The sequence below is a fragment of the Nitrosomonas communis genome (genome assembly GCF_900114745.1).
GTDB classification, from domain to species: domain Bacteria; phylum Pseudomonadota; class Gammaproteobacteria; order Burkholderiales; family Nitrosomonadaceae; genus Nitrosomonas; species Nitrosomonas communis_A.
The window spans coordinates 1-19434 of the sequence record NZ_FOUB01000042.1; the positions used below are offsets into that span (position 1 = coordinate 1).

A 19434-nucleotide genomic window follows, 5' to 3' on the forward strand; every position below is an offset into this window, starting at 1 on the left:
TATGAAACTTTTACTGCCGTGGCACTTATCCAGGCGGAAATTACCAAGAACCGGACGGTGTGGGGACTGTTGGGGCTGCCTGAGCAAGCGAATAATCATCCGATTCTGCTCACTGGCAATCACTCCGGTCTGAAAGATCGCAAATGCACCGATGATCCTTTGCTGCACACAAATATGGCCAATGTTCAGGATGATGACGTAGCGTTTGATCAAGGTGGCGCCAATTCGCTGTTCCTGCGAGCCGCTGCTAATATGGGGGTTGCATATCTGGCTTCCGACTCATCGCAGCAAGGGCAGAACATTGAGCAATATATCACTCAGTACGATGATGGCAGGGAGACTAATCTTCTCATGTTGCCTCGCTGGCCAACCAATGTGTTCGTGAATGTCATTAATCCGGATCAGTTGGTAGATGAATACAACTATATGTTTCACGATCGGTTTGTCAATGCCGGCCAAGATCCTTGCACCATACCTGGGGCGATCTGCACCCCCAGGAGTTATGCAGAAATACTCGCGGCTGAAGCTGACAATGCGGTACGCCATATGCTGAGCTTTAATGAATGGCCTCATTTTTTCCATCAATCGAATGCAGCCAATTATGCAAACGGTAACACGCTGATATTTGATTGGTTAAACGCTGTCTTTTCTGCATACGAGCGATTGCTTAATTTACCGGTCTTGAATTTACCATATTGGCAAATTGGCAATAAGACAAAGAATAAGCTCGATGCTAAGAGTGCGATTATTCAAGCGCAATGGGATCGGACTACCAATCAAGTCACCATATCGGCAAATAAAACATTGTATCTAGAGGTCACGGGTATTGCCGGGGGAAATTTATATGGTGGTCAGCGTATTTCTGTAATTACCGTTACCACGACACCAACAGTGTACACCGTCAACCGGGCGCTGGCGCAATAAGCAACCACTACTTCGGTAATTTTATAGAAAAGGATTAATAATTAAGAGGGTAATCAAATGAAACACTACATTCACTCATTGAAAACCATCCTTGCTCTGCTGATTGTCGCCGTGGTTATGACGATCGGCACAGGGATGCCAAAATCGGCACAGGCAGCCCAAGGGCAAAAACCTGATATTCCCGGCAAATCTGATGCCGCACCGGGACATAATAAGGATGAGGAGCAAAGAAATAAAATACGGAAAGAGGAGGAGCATAAGTTAAAAAAAGGAAAGGGGATAAGAGAAGGGCGGGAACAGGGAGAGGAAAATTCATATTACCCTCAGCAGGCGAAATCAATGGCAGAGCGACTTAGAGAATCGGCAGCTATTGTTGCTCAACAAGGCGGCAATGCTCAACCGCTTCTTGATGCGGCTGCTTATTTCGACAAGGAGGCTGAATAATTGCTTTCTTGTTCAATGAGCAATAATAGTCGCCTCTGAGTAACTACTTAAGCTCTAGACTAGCAGCCATGATCTGTTAGTCTAGAGTCCTTTTTTTATTGAAAATTAGAATTACACTTTCCGCGCGAAAAAGAAACCTTCCCTTAATATTAAGCCCACTCAAGCTCTTTTACCGTGGTTTGTTGTGATCCTTATGTCGAACTCACGTTATTCCATTTCCAAATCAAAACTGACATTGTCGGCTTCACCTTGCCGTATTATTTATACTGTCTGCGGCTCGCCTTCGCGTCATTTTTGATTTAGAAATGGAATAAGAATGTGCCTCTTGTTTGTACTCTGGATTCGCACTACTATGTGTATAGACAGATTTTATTATACACACCGGGGCTTCCTCCTAATGAGAACGAACATAGTTATTGATGACAAACTTATGGAAGATGCCCTCAAAGTTACAGGACTCAAAACCAAGCGAGAAGCTGTTGAACACGCGCTTAAGATTCTGATTAAACTAAAAAAACAAGAAAGCATTAAAGCATACAAGGGCAAGCTAAAGTGGGAAGGCGACCTTGAAGAGATGCGAACCACAAGATGATTCTTATAGATTCCAGTGTCTGGATCGACTACTTCAATGACCTGGATACGCCGCAAACAAGCAAGCTCGATATGCTACTTGGTGTTAAGCCGTTGGGTATAGGCGAGCTTATTTTGATTGAAGTACTTCAAGGCTTCCGCATCGACAAAGATTACGAGACCGCGAAACAGTTGCTTACATCATTAAGCATTTTTAATTAATATGCTTAACATGGAAATCGCGATTAAATCGGTCGACAATTTTCGGTATTTGCGGAAACGAGGCATTACAATAAGGAAAACTGTTGACACAATCATCGCAACATTTTGCATCGAAGAAAAATATCCACTCTTATTTTCTGATAGAGATTTCCTTCCTTTTGCAGAATATCTCGACTTACGCGCGGTCACAACCAACACATGACGCCAAAGCCCACCCGCTTATGCCTCTAATAAAATTCAAGAACATCCATAGAGCTTACAAGAGCGGGCCGGATAGAGCGCAATATTAGGCAAGAAACAATGGGATCAGGTTTACTATTCGCCATCTAGTTTTTCTCTATTTTTTAACTACCAGGCTAAAAGTAGAATAATACAACCCAAATTTATCCGCGATCTGTTTTTTTGCAGTCTCGTCATTGCTGATTCCGTAATTCCAACGAGCCAAAAAATAGCTCAGAATTTTGTTTTGTCGTAATGAAAGACTTCGTATATTGACACTGTGTGTGATTTGTACACTAGTAGATCGGTCCAGAATAACATTTACAATAGTACCCGTTCGGCCTAATTCCATTTCTAAATCAAAACTGACTTTGTCAGCTTCACCTTGCCATATTATTTATACTGTCTGCGGCTCGCCTTCGCGTCATTTTTGATTTAGAAATGGAATAAGCTAGTCGAAGGCTGATATCAGTTTCTTAGCAGTTCGACAGGCTCACCGCGAGCAGTTTGATAGGCTCACTGCGAGCGGTAAAGGATTTACTGGAACGATCTACTTGATCGTTTCCGCTTTTATGGCTCGAGCATGATCCATTGTTGCCATGAAGTAATTCGTGGGGACTCCTCAGAGTCCGTTCCTTATTTTACTAATGGTAAAGCTAATTTAGGTTTGCGTGCTATCAAGTAATATTTGTAACCCGTGACGCTACGGTATACAATCCAGCATGATAAAAACTTTTTGCCATAAAGGACTTGAAGCTTTCTTTACTACCGGCAACCTATCTGGCATTCAACCGCATCATGCTGCGCGGTTAAGGCGACAATTGATAAAGCTTGATCTTGCCAAAAATGCAAGTGATATGAATATTCTTGGCTGGAAACTACATTCTTTAAGCGGTGACCCCGTTGGACATTACTCGGTGACAGTAAATGGCAATTGGCGAATTACCTTTACCTTTGAAGGCGAAGATGCTGTGCTAGTTAATTATCAAGATTACCATTAGGAGAAACAAACATGAGCAGAATGCACAATCCGCCACACCCAGGCGAAACATTGCGAGAAGATATACTGCCCGCTTTGGGGTTATCGGTAACTAAAGCAGCTGAACAACTCAACGTGAGTCGGGCTACTTTATCGCGTGTGCTAAATGGCCGTGCTGCTATCTCTCCTGAAATGGCCTTACGATTCGAATGTTGGTTAGGGGTAGAAAATGGAGGAAGTGCTGATTTATGGATAGCACAGCAAGCAGCTTATGACTTATGGAATGCGCGCAAAGCCGGTCTACCAAAAGTGAAGCGTGTAAATATAAAGCATACAACAGACCTGAGATTGTCGATATATCAACCCTAATAGGGTACTACTTCTACTCATTGGAGGGAGATTAATTCGTGAGGATACCTCAGTGTCTGTCCCTTATTTTCGTTCTTTTTGAGGAAACTTTTTATGCTCGTCGACGGATTACAACAACTTAACCAATGTTGCCACAACGCCTATTGCTACAACGATCATCGTTCCAAGCTTGATAATGAGTCGATATTCAAGCTCACGAAGATCTGTCTTCGTCGCAATTTCAGCCTCGAGATTAGCTTCACGAAAAGCCTCTGCAATCGCTTCCGCTTGTTCTTCTGAAATACCAGCTTCTCGGAGGCGGCGAATAAATTTATGAGTATCAAACGTTATTGAAGGCATTATTTAATTCCATTTCTAAATCAAAACTGACTTTGTCGGATTCACCTTGCCGTATTAATTATACTGTCTGCGGCTCGCCTTCGCGTCATTTTTGATTTAGAAATGGAATAAATATATACATAAGCAATAATCACAATCATTGCTGATCGAAGTACTGCAGTTACTATGCAACAAATCACTGCTTTTCTGCAAAAATTCAATAGCACTCGCTAGCGCACGGTTTTAGGTTATGCAAGGATCAGATTGCTGGATTTTGGTTCTTCAATCTTACGTGGTCGTCCAGGCTTGCCGGGTGCTGCTCGTCGTCCTACAGCTGCCGATATCTGTGCCGCAAAGCGTTCATTGCCTAGCGCGAAATTGCCATTCGTCGCCCGCCGGATGTCATCCACCAGACCCTGCTCCAATTCATCACGGAACAGTTCGCGGTAAGCCATCTGCCTGCCAGCGTTATCTAATTCCATTTCTAAATCAAAACTGACATTGTCGGCTTCACCTTGCCGTATTATTTATACTGTCTGCGGCTCGCCTTCGCGTCATTTTTGATTAGGAAATGAAATTTGTTATGCTCTTTCATATGCCCATCTAATCAGCGCATCCATAGCTGAGCGTGCGTTAGCTGCTTGCGCATGATTAACAAAGAAAACAACGACATTACGGCGATTTTTATGGTCCAATAAATAACCCGCAATTGTCGTTACCTCGTTGAGCGTACCGGTTTTCATATGCGCCCTTCCTGCAACCAGTGTCCCTTTGAAACGGCTTTTCATGGTTCCATCCACTCCGGCTATCGGCAAGGATGAGATGAATTCCGGCATCACCGGGCTGTGGAATGCTGCTACCAGCAATTCTCCCATTTGACTGGCACTGATCCGCTCCGTGCGCGATAGCCCTGAACCATTCTCCAGAATTAATTCCGGGGAGCTTAAACGTTTGGTCAACAACCAGCGCCTGATGGCTTGATCAGATTGCTCTAAAGAAACAGTCGTGTGGTCATTTGACGGAATCATTATATCCCCCAGTGTCAAATAGAGCTGTCGTGCCGCCACGTTATTACTGAATTTATTAATTCCTCGAATAATTTGCGCAAGCGGTGGCGAATGATAGACTCTGAGCGGCGCTATTTCTTTTGGCACGACACCATTGCGAACGACGCCGCTAAATGAACCGCCTTGCTGTCGCCATAACTTTTTGAATAAATCATGAATATAGGCTGGGTTTTCATGCAGACTCAAATAATAGGTATTCTGACCACATTGCATCGCATAGTTACCACCGAGAATAACGGTAGTTCGGCCATTATTGCCTTGCCGTTCACGGACCTCGACCCGCAGTTGATTACTCCAGTCACCGCAATTACCGCGAGTCAGTTTCAGATTATTCTGCAAATCGAGTAATTCCGAGGCAGGATCAGCCACGACGCGTACTGTATTATTTTCTGCCTGGGGGATCAGATGCAATGCTGAGGTGCGATAATTGACCAATAGCGCCTCAGGGAAAATGTTATAGGTTTTATAGCGATCCCCATCAAAAGCGCCAGGATCACCCACAGTCACATTGTAATAGCTGTTGTCCAGAAGCAGATCGCCTGTAATTTCTTTGATACCGGCCTGCCGGATTTGGCGAACCAACAGCCAGAAATTTTCCAGATTGAGATGGGGATCACCATACCCTTTAATCGCGAGGTCGCCTCGTAAGACCCCATCCTCTACCTTACCTAATGCATAGATTTCAGTTCGCCAGCTATAGGCTGGACCCAGCAATTCCAATCCCGCATAGGTGGTGACCAGCTTCATCACCGAAGCAGGGTTCAAGGGGGTATCTGAATTAACCGCCATCACTGGCTGCTGGCTACTGACTTCTTTTACATAAATGCCGACCGCCGTCTCAGGAATCCCTGCTTGCTTGAGTGCCTGACGGACAGCCTGCGGCATGTCGGCTGACCATGCGGATAAAGCGCATAATGTGGTTATCGCCAGTAAAAAAGAAAGAATCGCGCTTGATTTAGACTTTAGGCTCAAGGATGGTTACATCCCAATTTAAAAGGTCTGAATAAATTTGCATACTATTGTTTTTTTACTTAAAACGGTTTTGAGGTTAAATTAATGTTTACCCTTGCAAATCGCAAACCCATCATCCCATCCCATGCGGTATTGCCCATCATTACGATAGCGTTGCTCATCCTTGAAACCATAACGGGTTTTTTTCGCGGTTTCACAGCCATCAATATAGCCTTCCTTGGTGGCAGGGGGATAACCGCTCAGATTGTAAGTGGGCCGTGTACTGGGAGGTAAAGGTCCAGCCGGACGCTTCATTGGCGCCGGGGCCGGTTGTGCTTCAGGCACAGGTGTGGTTGGTGATGGCAAGGGTTGAGTCGGGGCACAGCTTGCGAGTAACCCGACTAAAAATAGAGCCATTAAAGATACAGTTGAAATTTGATACATCATTAACTTCCCTTTTTATTCTCTCTAAATCTTCGGCAAAGCCTAAATCCGTGTCTTTATAGTTATAATACCGATTTGAGTAATTTACCCATTTCCGCTGGGTTGCGGGTGACGCGAATCCCGCATTCCTCCATGACGGCAATTTTTTCCTGCGCCGTTCCTTGACCACCCGCAATAATGGCACCGGCATGCCCCATGCGCTTTCCGGGCGGTGCGGCCAGGCCTGCGATAAAGCCAATCACCGGCTTTTTCATGTTGTCCTTGATCCAGCGTGCGCAGTCTTCTTCATCCGTTCCACCGATCTCGCCTACCATCAATACCGCATCGGTTTCAGCGTCATCATTAAACAGCTTCATCACATCGAGATGTTTCAATCCATTGATCGGATCCCCACCGATGCCCACGCAGGTGGATTGCCCTAATCCTAATGCCATAAGCTGCGCAACGGCTTCATAAGTCAGCGTGCCTGATCGTGAAACCACACCAATGCGCCCTTTCTGATGGATATAGCCGGGCATGATGCCAATTTTGATCTCATCGGGGGTAATGATGCCGGGGCAATTGGGTCCAATCAGGAGTGTTTTGCGCCCCTCCATCTTATAACGGGTGCGCAGCATATCGCGCACGGGGATGCCTTCCGTGATACAAATAGCCAGGTCGAGCTCCGCTTCGACTGCTTCATCGATCGCTGCCGCAGCAAACCCAGGCGGTACATAAATGACTGAAACGGTCGCACCGGTGGCCTCCTTGGCTTCCTGCACAGTAGCAAAAATGGGGATGCCCTCAAACTGCTCACCCGGTTTTTTGGGATTGACGCCTGCGACAAAACATTGTTGTCCGTTGGCATAGTCACGACACAGTCGGGTATGAAACTGTCCCGTTTTACCCGTAATACCTTGGGTCATTACCCGGCTATTTTTATTAATCAAGATAGACATGGTCTAGATTCTCCTTGCTGCTATGCGGCGGCATTGACTGCTTTCTCAGCAGCATCGGCCATCGTCGTTGCAGAAATAATCGGCAATCCCGATTCAGCCAGAATTTTTTTACCCAATTCCACATTAGTTCCTTCCAGGCGCACAATCAATGGCACTGCTAATTCTACTTCTCGTGCTGCCATAGTCACGCCTTGCGCAATGACATCGCATTTCATGATGCCACCAAAGATATTGATCAGAATAGCGCGCAAGTTTGGATTACGCAGCATGAGTTTAAATGCCTCAGTCACTTTATCAACAGTCGCCCCACCTCCCACATCCAGGAAGTTAGCAGGGTTACCGCCATAAAGCTTGATGATATCCATCGTGGCCATCGCAAGTCCTGCGCCATTCACTAGACAACCAATATTACCATCGAGGGGAATATACGAGAGATCATGCTCGGCTGCTTCGATTTCTGTCGGATCTTCTTCATCCAGATCGCGCAAAGCGACAATATCGGGATGACGAAAGAGCGCGTTATCATCGAAATTCATTTTTGCATCCAACGCCAGCACCTGACCGTCACTCGTGACAATGAGCGGATTAATTTCAAGCAGCGAGGCGTCATTCTCGTCAAAAGCCTGATATAACCCTTTCAATAAAGTTTGTGCTGCCAGTTGACTGGATGCAGGCAGGCCGATTTTACTCGCTAAGATACTTGCCTCCTGATCACTCAGTCCTGTCATGGGGTTAATCAGAATTTTATGAATTTTTTCTGGCGTACTCGCAGCCACTTGTTCGATATCCATGCCCCCTTCCGAGCTTGCCATCAGGCAGGCACGCTGTCGACGGCGATCTATTACGATTCCCACATAATATTCGTGCTGGATATCGACCCCTTGCTCGAGATAGAGGCGACGAACTACTTGTCCGGCTGGACCCGTTTGCGGGGTGATGAGCGGTTTATTCAGCATGCCTTCCGCCAGTAACCGTACTTCTGCCAGCGATCGCGCTAATTTGACCCCCCCGCCTTTACCCCGCCCGCCTGCATAGATTTGTGACTTGATGACCCATTTATCACCACCTAGTTTTTCAGCAGCGGCAACAGCGCCATCCACGCTGAAGCATGCGATGCCTGACGGTGTCTTTACCCCATAACGGCGTAAAATCTCCTTAGCCTGGTACTCATGAATTTTCATGGTTAATATCCCTATTCTTCTTTATTGTTTTTATCCAGTGTAGCCAAATAGTTATCGACTGCTTTCAGTTCTTCTTCGAAATGAGGCAGCAAACTGGCTAATTCTTTTTCATTGCTATCTTTGGCTGCTTGCTCTATTTTCGCACACCATTCCCCTAGCTGTATTGCTCCGACTGATCGCGCCGATGATTTGAGTTTATGCGCGGCTGCTTTAATTGAATCGAATTGATTCTTGTCAACGGCACTTCGCAATTGCTCGCCAATTTCGCGGGCATTGGCACGAAAATCCTGCAAAAATTCTCGAATGGTGGCGGGATCATTCCCCACCAATGCTTCGAGGACACTCACGTCTACCGAAGTAGCTGCTTGACTGCCTACAGCTTGCTCAGCAAGTGCAGCGGGCTTTTGTTCGGGTGCAGGCATCCATTTCCCCAGCGTGGCTTTGAGTTGTTGCAATTGGACTGGCTTACTCAGATAATCATCCATACCGATCGCACGGCATTTATCGGCTTCACCCTTGAGCGCATTCGCTGTGAGCGCAATAATGGGAATCCTAGTCTTGCCTTGCTGGGCTCTGCGGATATTTTGGGTAAGCTGATAGCCATCCATCTTCGGCATGTGCAGGTCAGTGAGTAGCAGAGCATAGTTTCCGCTTTGCCAGCGCTGCAAAGCTTCCTGCCCATCCGCCACCACATCCGCGGTATACCCCAGCAAAGCCAGTTGCTGTCGAATCACTTTCTGGTTGATCTCATTATCTTCCGCTACCAGAATGAGTTTACCTTGCTGCAAGGCTTCCTCACGGGAGGGGGGGGTAACCTTTTTAACTCCCTCCGGCGTAGCGACTTCTTCTTCCAGTTTTGCTCTACCTGCGGCAGCAGCAACGGCCTGAAGAAAGGCTTGTCGATATAAAATATTCCCGTCTAGCGTAACCGATCCGTCTGGTTCGATACGTCCGCGATGACGCCGCCCCCGCTTAACGATGACAAAATGAGGTTTTTCTTTCGTCTCAATCATCATGCGGGTGCGGAAAGCTAAACGTAAATCATCTACAGGAGGCTCCTCATGACCTGCATCAATCACCAGTAGCCATTGCCCATGGGGAAGCGTCTTGATGCGCTCACGCGCCGTATCAAGATCAATCACGCGCTCAACATTCGCCCCGGCAAACTTCAGATAGGCAACCAGGTCGTTACTGATGCCCTCATCACTACCGACTACGAGGCATGAAAGCCCTTTTAGGTTAAACGTTTTCTCGCGACTGCTGGCTGGTTTAACCGGTGCAGGCTTAAAGGGTAAATGGACGATAAAGGTCGAACCTTCACCCGGACTACTCTGGACAGTAATTTCTCCTCCCATCAATTCCACCAAATGATGAGTAATCGTTAGTCCCAAGCCAGTCCCGCCAAAACGCCGAGTCGTTGATACATCTCCTTGGCTAAAGGGGATGAACAGACGATTCAGCGTCTCTTTATTCATACCGATACCATTATCGGTTACCTGAAATGCGATAAGCACACGGTCGGGACTCGACTCGGTCATGCTCACGTGAACGGACACTCGCCCCAGTCGCTGCTGACCACTGGAAAATTTGATCGCATTGTTGATCAGATTGACCAGCACTTGGCGTAGTCGCAACGCATCGCCAAGTACTTCCTCAGGGATAGTCGGGTCGGTAAATAAAGTCAGCTCTACTCCGCGGCTTGCTGCCAAATGCTCCAGCATGCTGCATGCCTTTTCTACTACTGCGGCCAATGGAATAGGGGTAAGTTCGATCTCTATCTTGCCAGCTTCCACTTTTGAGAAATCAAGAATATCTTCGATAATTTCCAGTAAGGTAAACGCTGATTCTTTGATCAGATTGGTCATTTCCATCTGATAGCTGGTCAAGCTTGATTGCTGCAAGACTTCAATCATCCCAATCACACCATTCATAGGCGTTCGAATCTCGTGACTCATCACCGCCAGGAAAGCTGATTTAGCCTTATTAGCTTCCTCCGCTTCAAGTCGAGCATTCTCCAAATCCTTCATGATCTTTACATGCTCGCGGATATCACGCATCACCCCGGTAAAATGGCGTACCTCCCCTACGAAGTATTCACTGACCGCGAGATAGATAGGAATCCGTTCACCATTTTTGTGTACGGCTTCTACTTCACGCCCAAGACCAATGCTATGCGTTCCGGGTGAATGACGACCGATATATTCTTGACCTTGCCCAGTCTTACAGTATCGATCCATATAAAATGAATGTTTACTTCGATCGGGCTCTGGAACCAAGACAGACACATTCTGCCCAACTGCTTCTTCGCTGGTATAACCAAATAACTTTTGCATCACCGGATTGACCGATAGCATGACGCCTTTTTCATCCGTCGTGACGACACAGTCCACCATGTGCTCGACGACTGAACGCGTTTCTTCTTCCTTGATGGCTAATTCAGCATTAGCACTTTCCAGTTCGGCTGTCCGTTCGGCCACACGATCTTCCAGTTCACGATAGCTGGTACTCAACCGTTCAGTCATGGTATTGAAGGCGTCTGCAAATTTCCCTATCTCATCCCACCCTTCGCTTGGAACTCGCTGTTGCAAATCCCCTGAGGCAATTGCCTGCGCTCCTTCATTGAGTTTTTTCAAGGGAGTGACTACGCGCCGGTTGAACAATAGTGCCCCTAACGTGGCAAGGATAAAGGCTACGCACAGAATCACAAGATCAATGGTGCGTACCCGGAAGACAGCGGCAAACGCTTCCTCCACATCAATCTGAACCACCATTCCCCACTTCATGCGTGGAAGATAACGCCAGGCCGCCACTACCTCATTACCACTATAATCAATAGCCAGCCCCCCTCCCGCTTGCTCGCTCAGGCTATGTTTAATGGTAGTGGACAGAATGGGGTAATCCAGAGAAATGGTTCGCTTTAAGGCAGCATCCGGCTCGTCTCTTAAAGGCGCCATGACCAGTGCAGTATGTTCATTTTCAAGACGCGTGACAACCGTTTCACCACTCTTTCCCAGCCCGACATTATTTGTTAGCACTTTAAATACATGTTCACTATATATCTGCAGTGCAAAAACACCACTTAACTTTCCATCAATTATGATGGGAACTGCCACGAAAGCCGCAATTTCTCCTTTGGAAGGTCCGTAATATTCGAAATCCGAAATACTGCTTGCCCGTGTAGCCAGTGCCTGACGAAATACGTGAGCCAACCCCGTATCCCGGTAGCGGCCAGTATTTAAATTGGTAGCAAAATCTGATTCATGCGCATGGCTAAATACTATCCAGCCATCCGTCGAAATCAGGAAGACATCATAATAGTGTGCTCTCTCAACAAACCGTTTATAGTGATCGCGGTGTACAGCGTTTAAATCACGGTATTCTTTAGAATCCGCGCCATACTGGCTAAAAACCCTGGTAAATTCATTCACTGCTTGATAGGTCGTTTCAGCCGCCTGAAGTACGTTAGCATCCTGCATGCGCTCATTTAAGTAGTCGTCAATTTGCTCAACTTTTTTATCAGCGATAGCGGAAACTTGCTGGATAGCGGCCTTGTGAATTTCGCTCTCAAACGTTCGTAACAGGCTATAGCCAATCAGAACGATGGGGAGTAGCGCGACAAGTGTAAACCAGATTGCGAAGCGCTGTGTCAGGGAAGTGAATTGAATTGGAATCATTCTCGCACGCAATCTGCATTGTGTGGCTGTTTCAGGCTGCGGCGCGCATAGTAGGCAAACGCAGCTGCACTGCGTTGCGCGCGCAAAATCCAATCGTGTGCCTCACGTCCGAGTTCCGGATCAATCGGCTGAATCTTACCAGCAGAAGCTGCCAGCAAATGCATACGCGCAGCCCGCTCAAATGCGAGTGACAACAAACACGCTTCTTCGATACTGCCACAAGCCACCAATAAGCCATGATGTGCCAGCAATAAAGCCCGTTTATTGCCCAATGCGGATGCAATCAGCTCACCTTCCTCGTTGCCTACCGGCACCCCGGGCCATTTGGGCAGAAAAGCCACATCATCATAGAGTACGCAATTATCCATATGAGAAACTTCCAAAGGCACCTCCAACATGCTCAAAGCTGCCGTATGCACCGCATGGGTATGGATGATACAGCGCACATCAGGGCGCGCGCGATAGACCCAGGCATGGAAGCGATTGGCGGGATTAGCCATGCCGTCCCCTTCCAGGACCTGCAGATTCTCATCAACCAGCAACAGATTATTTGCGCTGATCTCGTCGAACCCCAAGCCAAGTCGCTGCGTCAGGAAAGTACCCGGCTGTTCCATACGCGCCGTGATCTGGCCAGCAAGGCCTGAATCATGACCATTATCGAACAGAATGCGACACGTCAAGGCCAGTTTCTGGCGTAAGGAATAGCCCGTACCCTGGATATGCTGCTCCATCTGATCGAAAGCGCGTTGAATCAATTGATCTTTATCGAGATTGAAGGTGTCATTACTCATGGTTGCTTTCTCTGATTGTGGCTCATACTGGCTCATACCGGTATAAAATGGTCAATAATAATCAGCATACCAAATAATTATACTGATTGCGTTAACTATTCTTGCTTCTCCTTCAAGCGATTAAGAACACATAGTGGAATAGCATGATAAATTGCCCTGATGTACGTTGGCAGCAACGCTTTAGCAACTATAAAAAAGTCCTAACCCAGCTCAAAGATGCTGTAGCACTCAGCAGACAACGCCCCCTATCGCAACTGGAGAAACAAGGGGTGATCCAAGCTTTTGAGTTCACGCATGAGTTAGCATGGAATGTGCTCAAGGATTTTCTGATGGATCAAGGCAATCCAAATATTAAAGGATCAAAAGATACGATACGCGCAGCTTTCAAAGTGGAGCTGATCAAAGACGGTGAACAATGGATGTCTATGATTCAAATTAGAAATATCTCCTCACACACCTATGACGAAGGCACCGCCAATCGACTGGTGACGGTCATCATAAAGGATTATTTCCCCTGTTTTGAAGATCTGCAAACAGAAATGGAAAAATATCTGCCATGAATGCAGAGGTAGCAGCCAAACTGGGTTTGTCACAGACTACACTGGATAAGCTCAACAGTGTTTTTAGGCAGCATAGCACAATTGATTCAGTGCTGATCTATGGCTCTCGCGCTAAGGGCACTTACCGTTCTGGCTCGGATATCGATTTGACCATTAAGGGTCGCATACTCGATTTTGCTGAAATGATGCAAATCGAAGATCAAATCGACGATTTATATCTCCCGTACACCGTAGATCTGTCGCAATATCACCAACTCACTAACATTGATCTAATTGCGCATATCGACCGAGTAGGGATAGTGATCTATGATAAAAGCGCACAAGCCGTTGAAGCAACTGCTGAGAATTCGACAAAGATAAAAGGCATGCATAAATAAAAGGCATGCATAAGTAAAAAGAACCCTCGTCAGCGATTAGATTAACTTGCTTGGTGTATCTAAAGAATAAGCCATGATGATTTCCTGCAGTGCCAGAGTCACTTTAACTTCAAGATCTTCTTGCCAGTGTACTCCATTCTGACCATAAATGATCACCCGGCGTGTGCTCAGGTCGATGGGAATATCGTCCGCATTTTTTGAAATGATCAGCACGGGCTTGGCGAGGGTGTGGGCGATACCGAGCTCGTAAAGCACATTAGGATTTCTTCCCGAAATATCGGCGATAACGAAATCTGCGGCGTTAATACTTTGCCAGATATCAACCAGAATGTCGCTAGGCTTAAACACATCGTCCCCGCGCATTGGCTGAACGGCTAACGATTTACAGACACTGGATAAGATACGATGTACCTCATCAGACCATTCCAGGCTAAATGGCATCACAATAAAACAGCTTATCTGGCGTGGCTCGGCACTCCTTACCACTTCGGGATAAAGCCGTTCCGGCCCAAGAAAAATGACATCCTGTTTAAGCAGACGCGCCGACTGGTTGAGTGAATCAAGATATTCACCCAGTCCAGTAGACTGCAATGTAGCGTAGATGCGTCCACTTTCAGTCCGCCAATCTTCATACTCCAGCCGGTTCTGATGCAAGCGTGCTGTGTATTTTTTAAGATACTGTACGCTATCGTCAAAATGATCGGTTAACCAGACCACGCTGACCACTAGGGCAACGATAAACAAAACCGCAAAAAAAGCTTTCCATACCACGTGAATCTGAATCAAACCTAGCACGACCATCATCAATAATCCGCCCAAAGAAAGCAGAATGAGAATCCCTGATAGATCGGACCTTGAGCGCCTGATCTTGTCATTGTGAAAATGCAGATCATTGGTTTTTCCCAGATCTTCTTTTCTGATCTCGGATAGCAGTAAATACGAAGATAATAATAAAAACTGACCGAACATCCAGACAGCTTCAATCCCTGCCGGCACATCTTGTTCACTGTAGACCATATCACTTGCTATCAACAAGGCTGTTGCCAGCAGCAACCAATTAATGACAAACGGTGCCTTCAATAAAATACACCCCAGGCCGATCAACAACACCAGAAATTCAAGACCCGCAGTCACTGCATCGAGCCGCCCTGCCATCGTATTGAGACTCGAGTTATATTGAGGGTAATAAAAGCTCGCCAGAATCAATGCCAAGCCAAAAAACAACAGAGAAAAAACCGCTTTGGTCAACACTGTCGGGGGATAACGATGCCAGAGCTCTATCGCCAGATAACCCCAGGCACACGCCCAACTAAAAATAAATCCGCTATAACTGATCGCCGAATAATTGGGAAAACCGGGTTGCGCAAAATGCAAAAAATCATGAATTCCATCCGGATCATGAGTCAGCCAAGTGATCGTCAGCAGGATCAGGCCAACGCCCTGGATGGCCATAAACCCAGCATAAGGCCGGACTACCTTCCATGCAGCCATGAAAGCGGCAAGCGCCGTTATTACGGTCACTAGCCCCTGATCCCAGTTATAAAAATTCAATCCGAAAGCCTGATCTCCCAAAACCAGCCAACAACACAGCCACAACATATAAACCGCCGCAATTCCTCCCAGGTACAAGTTGGTTGATACTTTCATCGATGATCCTTAATTGATCCTTTAATTCATGTTTTGTTATAGCTAATTCCATTTCCAAATTGAAACTGACTTTGTCGGCTTCACCTTGCCGTATTAGTTATATTGTCTGCGGCTCACCTTCGCGTCATTTTTGTTTTAGAAATGGAATAACGACTATTGCTGGAAAAAGTGAAGGGTGGAGTGATCCAAAGGCTAATTCTGAATATTGATTAGCCTACCAATGCCCGGAAAGAAGAAATCTGACTCCCTTTCCAAATCATGCCAGACTTAGCCGGTCTTTCTTGGCCGCATTTGTACTCTTTGCTGCAGATTAAATTCCTGTGCTATAACAGCAAAGATGAGCAATTATGATCAATATAAAAAAATCGAGAGATGATACCTGCTTGCAATGCCATTTGCATAGCAGATCTTACTGATGATGAATATAGTGACTGGGATGTTGTGGCTGGTTGTTGTAACAAATTGAATCTTTATTTAACCCCGATATTTCGTACGTTATGCCAAGGGGCACGAAATATCGGGATTAGCTCGCAAATTGCTGCACCAGCTGTGTTGTAGTGTAGCCCCCAACAGGAACAAGCCATCAACACAGCCGAAGAATCATGGAAAGCTGATAACCCGGTGCGCCCGCCATTGACGACGTTGCCGGAAAGCCTGGTTTGGTACACATTGAGTCGGCTGTTAAACAGGCTGACAACATCATGTGATAATCGCGCACACCAGAAGTCCAGAGTGTAAGCAAATGCTCATAGGCAGCTTCTGTGAGTACTGTTGAGGGAAGATTTTGTTACTCTCTATAAACCTATAAACTTCACTTGCTTCACTCATGACCTAAGTTAAATAACCACAACTCAGCCATCCTTGCCACTATTTCTCATAGGGCAGCGCTTTTGGTCTTAAATCGAATACCAATACCTCAGCCGCCTGGCCATGATCAAAATGAAGTTCTCGTTCACCTCGTACTCGCATCCCATCACCTGCCCCCATAGGATGATTGTTCAGTTCAAGTAAACCGCGGGCAACATGCACATAGGCATAGCGGTTTTCTGGCAGCTGCAACGTAAATTGTTCATCCCCGTCAAATAGCCCTGCAAATACCCGCACATCCTGATGGATCGAAAGTGATTGATGTTCACCATGCGGTGAAATGATCAAATGCAAACTTCCTCGTTTTTTAGCTGTGTCAAAATGGTGTTGCTGATAGCGTGGCTTCATCCCCGGCTGATCAGGGACTATCCAGATTTGCAGAAAATGGACTGGCTCATACGCTGAAGCATTATGTTCACTATGGGTGATACCCGTGCCAGCACTCATTATCTGTACATCACCTGGGCGAATAATTGATGTGCTTCCCATCGAATCACGATGCTCAAGCGCCCCCTCCAGCACATAGGAGAAAATTTCCATGTTGTCATGTGAGTGAGGGGCAAAGCCACGTGCAGGCTGCACGCGGTCCTCATTGATCACCAGCAAATCGGAAAAACCCATTTGGTCAGTATCCTGATAATCACCAAACGAAAACGTATGCTGCGAATATAACCACTCAAGGTTAGAAATCCCTCGCGCATTTGCAGATCTAAGTTCGAACATGATGATCTCCTTTTTCCGTAAAAAATTAGACGCTATCACCATACAGTTTGCGGTCTAACGACAAGCGCCCCGCACCAGCCAAGGCAAGCACCAGCAAGCCCCCTGCCATACTGATATTTTTCATCAGCATAATTTGCTGGATCTGCTCGGCTGAGTCCCCATGAAAAATAATGCCTGTAACAACCGAAAATCCAACCAGCAAAAGCGCTATAGTGCGTGTTTGCCAGCCGAGTATCAGTGCTATCCCGCCTCCCAGTTCAAGTGCGATGGTCAACGGTAATAACAAGGGGGATACCCCCATGCTGGTCATATATTGGGCGGTACCCTCATAGCCCACGCCCAGCTTATTATAGCCGGCCATAACAAAAATGGACGCTAGCAAGACACGCGCTAATAGGAATAATACATTGGCGATGGTAGCTTGCGTCAAAAAACGGGTTACGGTTCCATGAATGACTTGAAACATGTTGGCTCCTCCAGAAGTAAATAATCAAGCTGATACTTTACTATTGTTCCAGATAACAGATAAGTATATTAAAATTAGAATAACTGTTATTAATAATGGAACAATGATGCTGCTTACCCACATTAATCTCAACGACTTGACCCTATTTAAAGAAGTCATCCGCGCAGGCGGTTTTAGTGCAGCTGCGCGCAAGCTGAATCAGCCCAAAGCGTCAGTCAGTCGAGCAGTCCAACGCCTGGAAGATGATCTGGCTGTTCGCCTGATCCAGCGTACCACACGCAGCCTGCACCTGACGGAAGCGGGTATGCTGCTCTTTGAGCAAACTAATGCTTCACTGCAGCAGATTGGGGATGTGCTATGCCGTATTAAAAATATGCAAGAGCAACCTGAAGGCCACTTGAAAATCACCATGCCGGTAGAGTTTGGCATGTTTTTTATGGGCAGCTTAATTGCGGATTTTATGCAGCTTTACCCGCGAGTGTATGTGCAGGTGGATCTTTCCTCACGCTTGGTCAATTTGATTGAGGAAGGATTTGATCTGGCGTTGCGCATGGGTGCAGGCGCATTAGAAGATTCGAGTCTGGTTGCCAAAAAATTGGGTGAGCTGTCGCTCAGGTTTTATGCAAGCCCTTACTATCTGGGCAGGCATGGCCATCCAGATACATTACAGGCGCTGACAAAACATGAAAGTATTCTGTTTCGTCATACCCATCTGCAAATGATTCAAGCCAGCTGCTACTCTCATCAAAAAGCACCGGATAGCCGCACTGAGATTCAACTTCATGGCAAGCTGAGCGTAGATCATTACAATGTGATGAAAGATGCTGCAGCGGCTGGCGCGGGCATCGCCTTAATGCCACCCTTTATGTGTCATGCTGAAGTACTGGCCGGTCAATTAGTAAATATCCTTGAGCAATATGTCGTTGAGACTGATCAATTGTTTCTGATTTATCCCACCCGGAAGCATTTACCCGCAGCGGTCAAAATTCTGCTTGATTTTATGACCGAGCGTTTGTTATCCCATCCATTGCTGAACCTGGACCAATCCAATGAAATGCCAGTTTAATGAAATTCATGTATCGCCGCTCACTTAGCCCGCTCACATAATCCTTATTCCAATTCCAAAGCAAAATAACGCGAAGATGAGCTGCAGACCGTATCAATCATACGGCAAGGTGAGCCGATAAAATTAGTGTTGATATGAAAATGGAATTACCTGGTTAAAACCTTATACGCCGCTGCAGCAGAGATACCAAACACGATATGGGCAGCTACCGTAATCCAGTCCCGCGTTTCTACAAACCATGGAAAAATGTGGACAAAACCATACATATTCACGATAAATAGGCCCACACCAAATAAGCCACCTGCAATCAACGAAGCTTTTAAGGCGAGCGGACGAATCAACCAGGACAGTACTATCGCATAGATAATTGATAAGACAAGGTGGATTCCTGTTGCAATCAGCATCACCTGCCAATCCAGGGTTGCCGGTGGGGGCAACACCCCTCGCCCCAGAATGATCGCAGCAGCAAAACGGGCATCGCGGTATAAAATTGTAGGCAGCGCATCCCAGAATAACCCCCACAGCAAAATTTGAGCAACAGTCGATAATACTGACGCAGCCATCCCCGCATAAAGCGCGGCTGTCAGAAATTTGGTTGACGGGTTCACTCTGGAAAAATAATCAGACCAATTTATTT

General features: G+C 46.4%; 21 protein-coding genes. 9 read left to right on the forward strand and 12 right to left on the reverse strand.

The window, feature by feature from the left end; translation table 11 throughout:
• From BM122_RS23415 to BM122_RS14075, 6 genes are all read left to right on the forward strand, one after another.
• The coding region (locus BM122_RS23415) for an Agd3-related carbohydrate deacetylase (RefSeq protein WP_442754261.1) at positions 1–924 on the forward strand (924 nt) is incomplete at its 5' end.
• 57 nt (positions 925–981) lie between these two features.
• Positions 982–1368 (forward strand): hypothetical protein, encoded by a 387-nt coding sequence (locus BM122_RS14050; protein ID WP_074906157.1) that lies wholly within the window; start codon positions 982–984, stop codon positions 1366–1368.
• A 397-nt stretch (positions 1369–1765) separates the two neighbouring features.
• Positions 1766–1960 carry a type II toxin-antitoxin system VapB family antitoxin gene (locus BM122_RS14055; protein WP_074906195.1) on the forward strand — a complete coding sequence of 65 codons (195 nt, stop codon included), beginning with the start codon at positions 1766–1768 and terminating at the stop codon, positions 1958–1960.
• Complete coding sequence (locus BM122_RS25270) at positions 1957–2160, forward strand: PIN domain-containing protein (RefSeq protein WP_256212071.1); 204 nt, start codon at positions 1957–1959, stop codon at positions 2158–2160. The genes BM122_RS14055 and BM122_RS25270 overlap by 4 nt, the downstream gene beginning before the upstream one ends.
• Before the next feature lie 941 nt (positions 2161–3101).
• Positions 3102–3380, forward strand: a complete 279-nt coding sequence (locus BM122_RS14070) for a type II toxin-antitoxin system RelE/ParE family toxin (RefSeq protein WP_074906160.1) — start codon at positions 3102–3104, stop codon at positions 3378–3380.
• Positions 3381–3391: 11 nt separating this feature from the next.
• Positions 3392–3727 (forward strand): HigA family addiction module antitoxin, encoded by a 336-nt coding sequence (locus BM122_RS14075; RefSeq protein ID WP_074906161.1) that lies wholly within the window; start codon positions 3392–3394, stop codon positions 3725–3727.
• Positions 3728–3835: 108 nt separating this feature from the next.
• Here BM122_RS14075 and BM122_RS14080 read toward each other — a convergent pair whose 3' ends face one another.
• From BM122_RS14080 to BM122_RS14115, 8 genes are all read right to left on the reverse strand, one after another.
• Positions 3836–4066 (reverse strand): DUF1640 domain-containing protein, encoded by a 231-nt coding sequence (locus BM122_RS14080; RefSeq protein ID WP_074906162.1) that lies wholly within the window; start codon positions 4064–4066, stop codon positions 3836–3838.
• A 227-nt stretch (positions 4067–4293) separates the two neighbouring features.
• Positions 4294–4527 carry a hypothetical protein gene (locus BM122_RS14085; RefSeq protein ID WP_074906164.1) on the reverse strand — a complete coding sequence of 78 codons (234 nt, stop codon included), beginning with the start codon at positions 4525–4527 and terminating at the stop codon, positions 4294–4296.
• 99 nt (positions 4528–4626) lie between these two features.
• Entirely contained in the window at positions 4627–6084 is a 1458-nt protein-coding gene (gene dacB, locus BM122_RS14090; protein WP_256212072.1) for a D-alanyl-D-alanine carboxypeptidase/D-alanyl-D-alanine endopeptidase, read from the reverse strand.
• 81 nt (positions 6085–6165) lie between these two features.
• Positions 6166–6510, reverse strand: a complete 345-nt coding sequence (locus BM122_RS14095) for a hypothetical protein (RefSeq protein WP_074906165.1) — start codon at positions 6508–6510, stop codon at positions 6166–6168.
• A gap of 59 nt (positions 6511–6569) precedes the next feature.
• Positions 6570–7445 carry a succinate--CoA ligase subunit alpha gene (gene sucD / locus BM122_RS14100; protein ID WP_074906167.1) on the reverse strand — a complete coding sequence of 292 codons (876 nt, stop codon included), beginning with the start codon at positions 7443–7445 and terminating at the stop codon, positions 6570–6572.
• Positions 7446–7465: 20 nt separating this feature from the next.
• On the reverse strand, positions 7466–8626 hold the full coding sequence (sucC, locus tag BM122_RS14105) for an ADP-forming succinate--CoA ligase subunit beta (RefSeq protein ID WP_074906168.1): 1161 nt from the start codon (positions 8624–8626) through the stop codon (positions 7466–7468).
• Positions 8627–8637: 11 nt separating this feature from the next.
• Complete coding sequence (locus BM122_RS14110) at positions 8638–12300, reverse strand: ATP-binding protein (RefSeq protein WP_074906170.1); 3663 nt, start codon at positions 12298–12300, stop codon at positions 8638–8640.
• Positions 12297–13091, reverse strand: coding sequence for an aldolase (locus BM122_RS14115; RefSeq protein WP_074906172.1), 795 nt, complete (start codon positions 13089–13091; stop codon positions 12297–12299). Before BM122_RS14115 ends, BM122_RS14110 begins: the two co-directional genes overlap by 4 nt.
• A 143-nt stretch (positions 13092–13234) precedes the next feature.
• Here BM122_RS14115 and BM122_RS14120 point away from each other — a divergent pair, with 143 nt between their 5' ends.
• Together BM122_RS14120 and BM122_RS14125 are read left to right on the forward strand one after the other, a co-directional pair.
• Complete coding sequence (locus BM122_RS14120) at positions 13235–13651, forward strand: nucleotidyltransferase substrate binding protein (RefSeq protein WP_074906173.1); 417 nt, start codon at positions 13235–13237, stop codon at positions 13649–13651.
• Positions 13648–14028 carry a nucleotidyltransferase domain-containing protein gene (locus BM122_RS14125; protein WP_074906175.1) on the forward strand — a complete coding sequence of 127 codons (381 nt, stop codon included), beginning with the start codon at positions 13648–13650 and terminating at the stop codon, positions 14026–14028. Before BM122_RS14120 ends, BM122_RS14125 begins: the two co-directional genes overlap by 4 nt.
• A gap of 36 nt (positions 14029–14064) precedes the next feature.
• On the opposite strand, the gene BM122_RS14130 is transcribed toward BM122_RS14125, so the two are convergent.
• From BM122_RS14130 to BM122_RS14145, 3 genes are all read right to left on the reverse strand, one after another.
• On the reverse strand, positions 14065–15675 hold the full coding sequence (locus tag BM122_RS14130; protein WP_074906176.1) for a hypothetical protein: 1611 nt from the start codon (positions 15673–15675) through the stop codon (positions 14065–14067).
• Between the two features lie 867 nt (positions 15676–16542).
• Positions 16543–17265, reverse strand: coding sequence for a pirin family protein (locus BM122_RS14140; protein WP_074906179.1), 723 nt, complete (start codon positions 17263–17265; stop codon positions 16543–16545).
• Positions 17266–17290: 25 nt separating this feature from the next.
• Positions 17291–17731 carry a DoxX family protein gene (locus BM122_RS14145; protein ID WP_083398505.1) on the reverse strand — a complete coding sequence of 147 codons (441 nt, stop codon included), beginning with the start codon at positions 17729–17731 and terminating at the stop codon, positions 17291–17293.
• On the opposite strand from BM122_RS14145, the gene BM122_RS14150 reads away from it, so the two are divergent.
• Positions 17730–18797 (forward strand): LysR family transcriptional regulator, encoded by a 1068-nt coding sequence (locus tag BM122_RS14150; RefSeq protein ID WP_074906181.1) that lies wholly within the window; start codon positions 17730–17732, stop codon positions 18795–18797. The two genes, BM122_RS14145 and BM122_RS14150, sit on opposite strands and share 2 nt — an antisense overlap.
• Before the next feature lie 146 nt (positions 18798–18943).
• On the opposite strand, the gene BM122_RS14155 is transcribed toward BM122_RS14150, so the two are convergent.
• Entirely contained in the window at positions 18944–19405 is a 462-nt protein-coding gene (locus BM122_RS14155; RefSeq protein ID WP_256212074.1) for a sodium:proline symporter, read from the reverse strand.
• Positions 19406–19434: the final 29 nt, after the last annotated feature.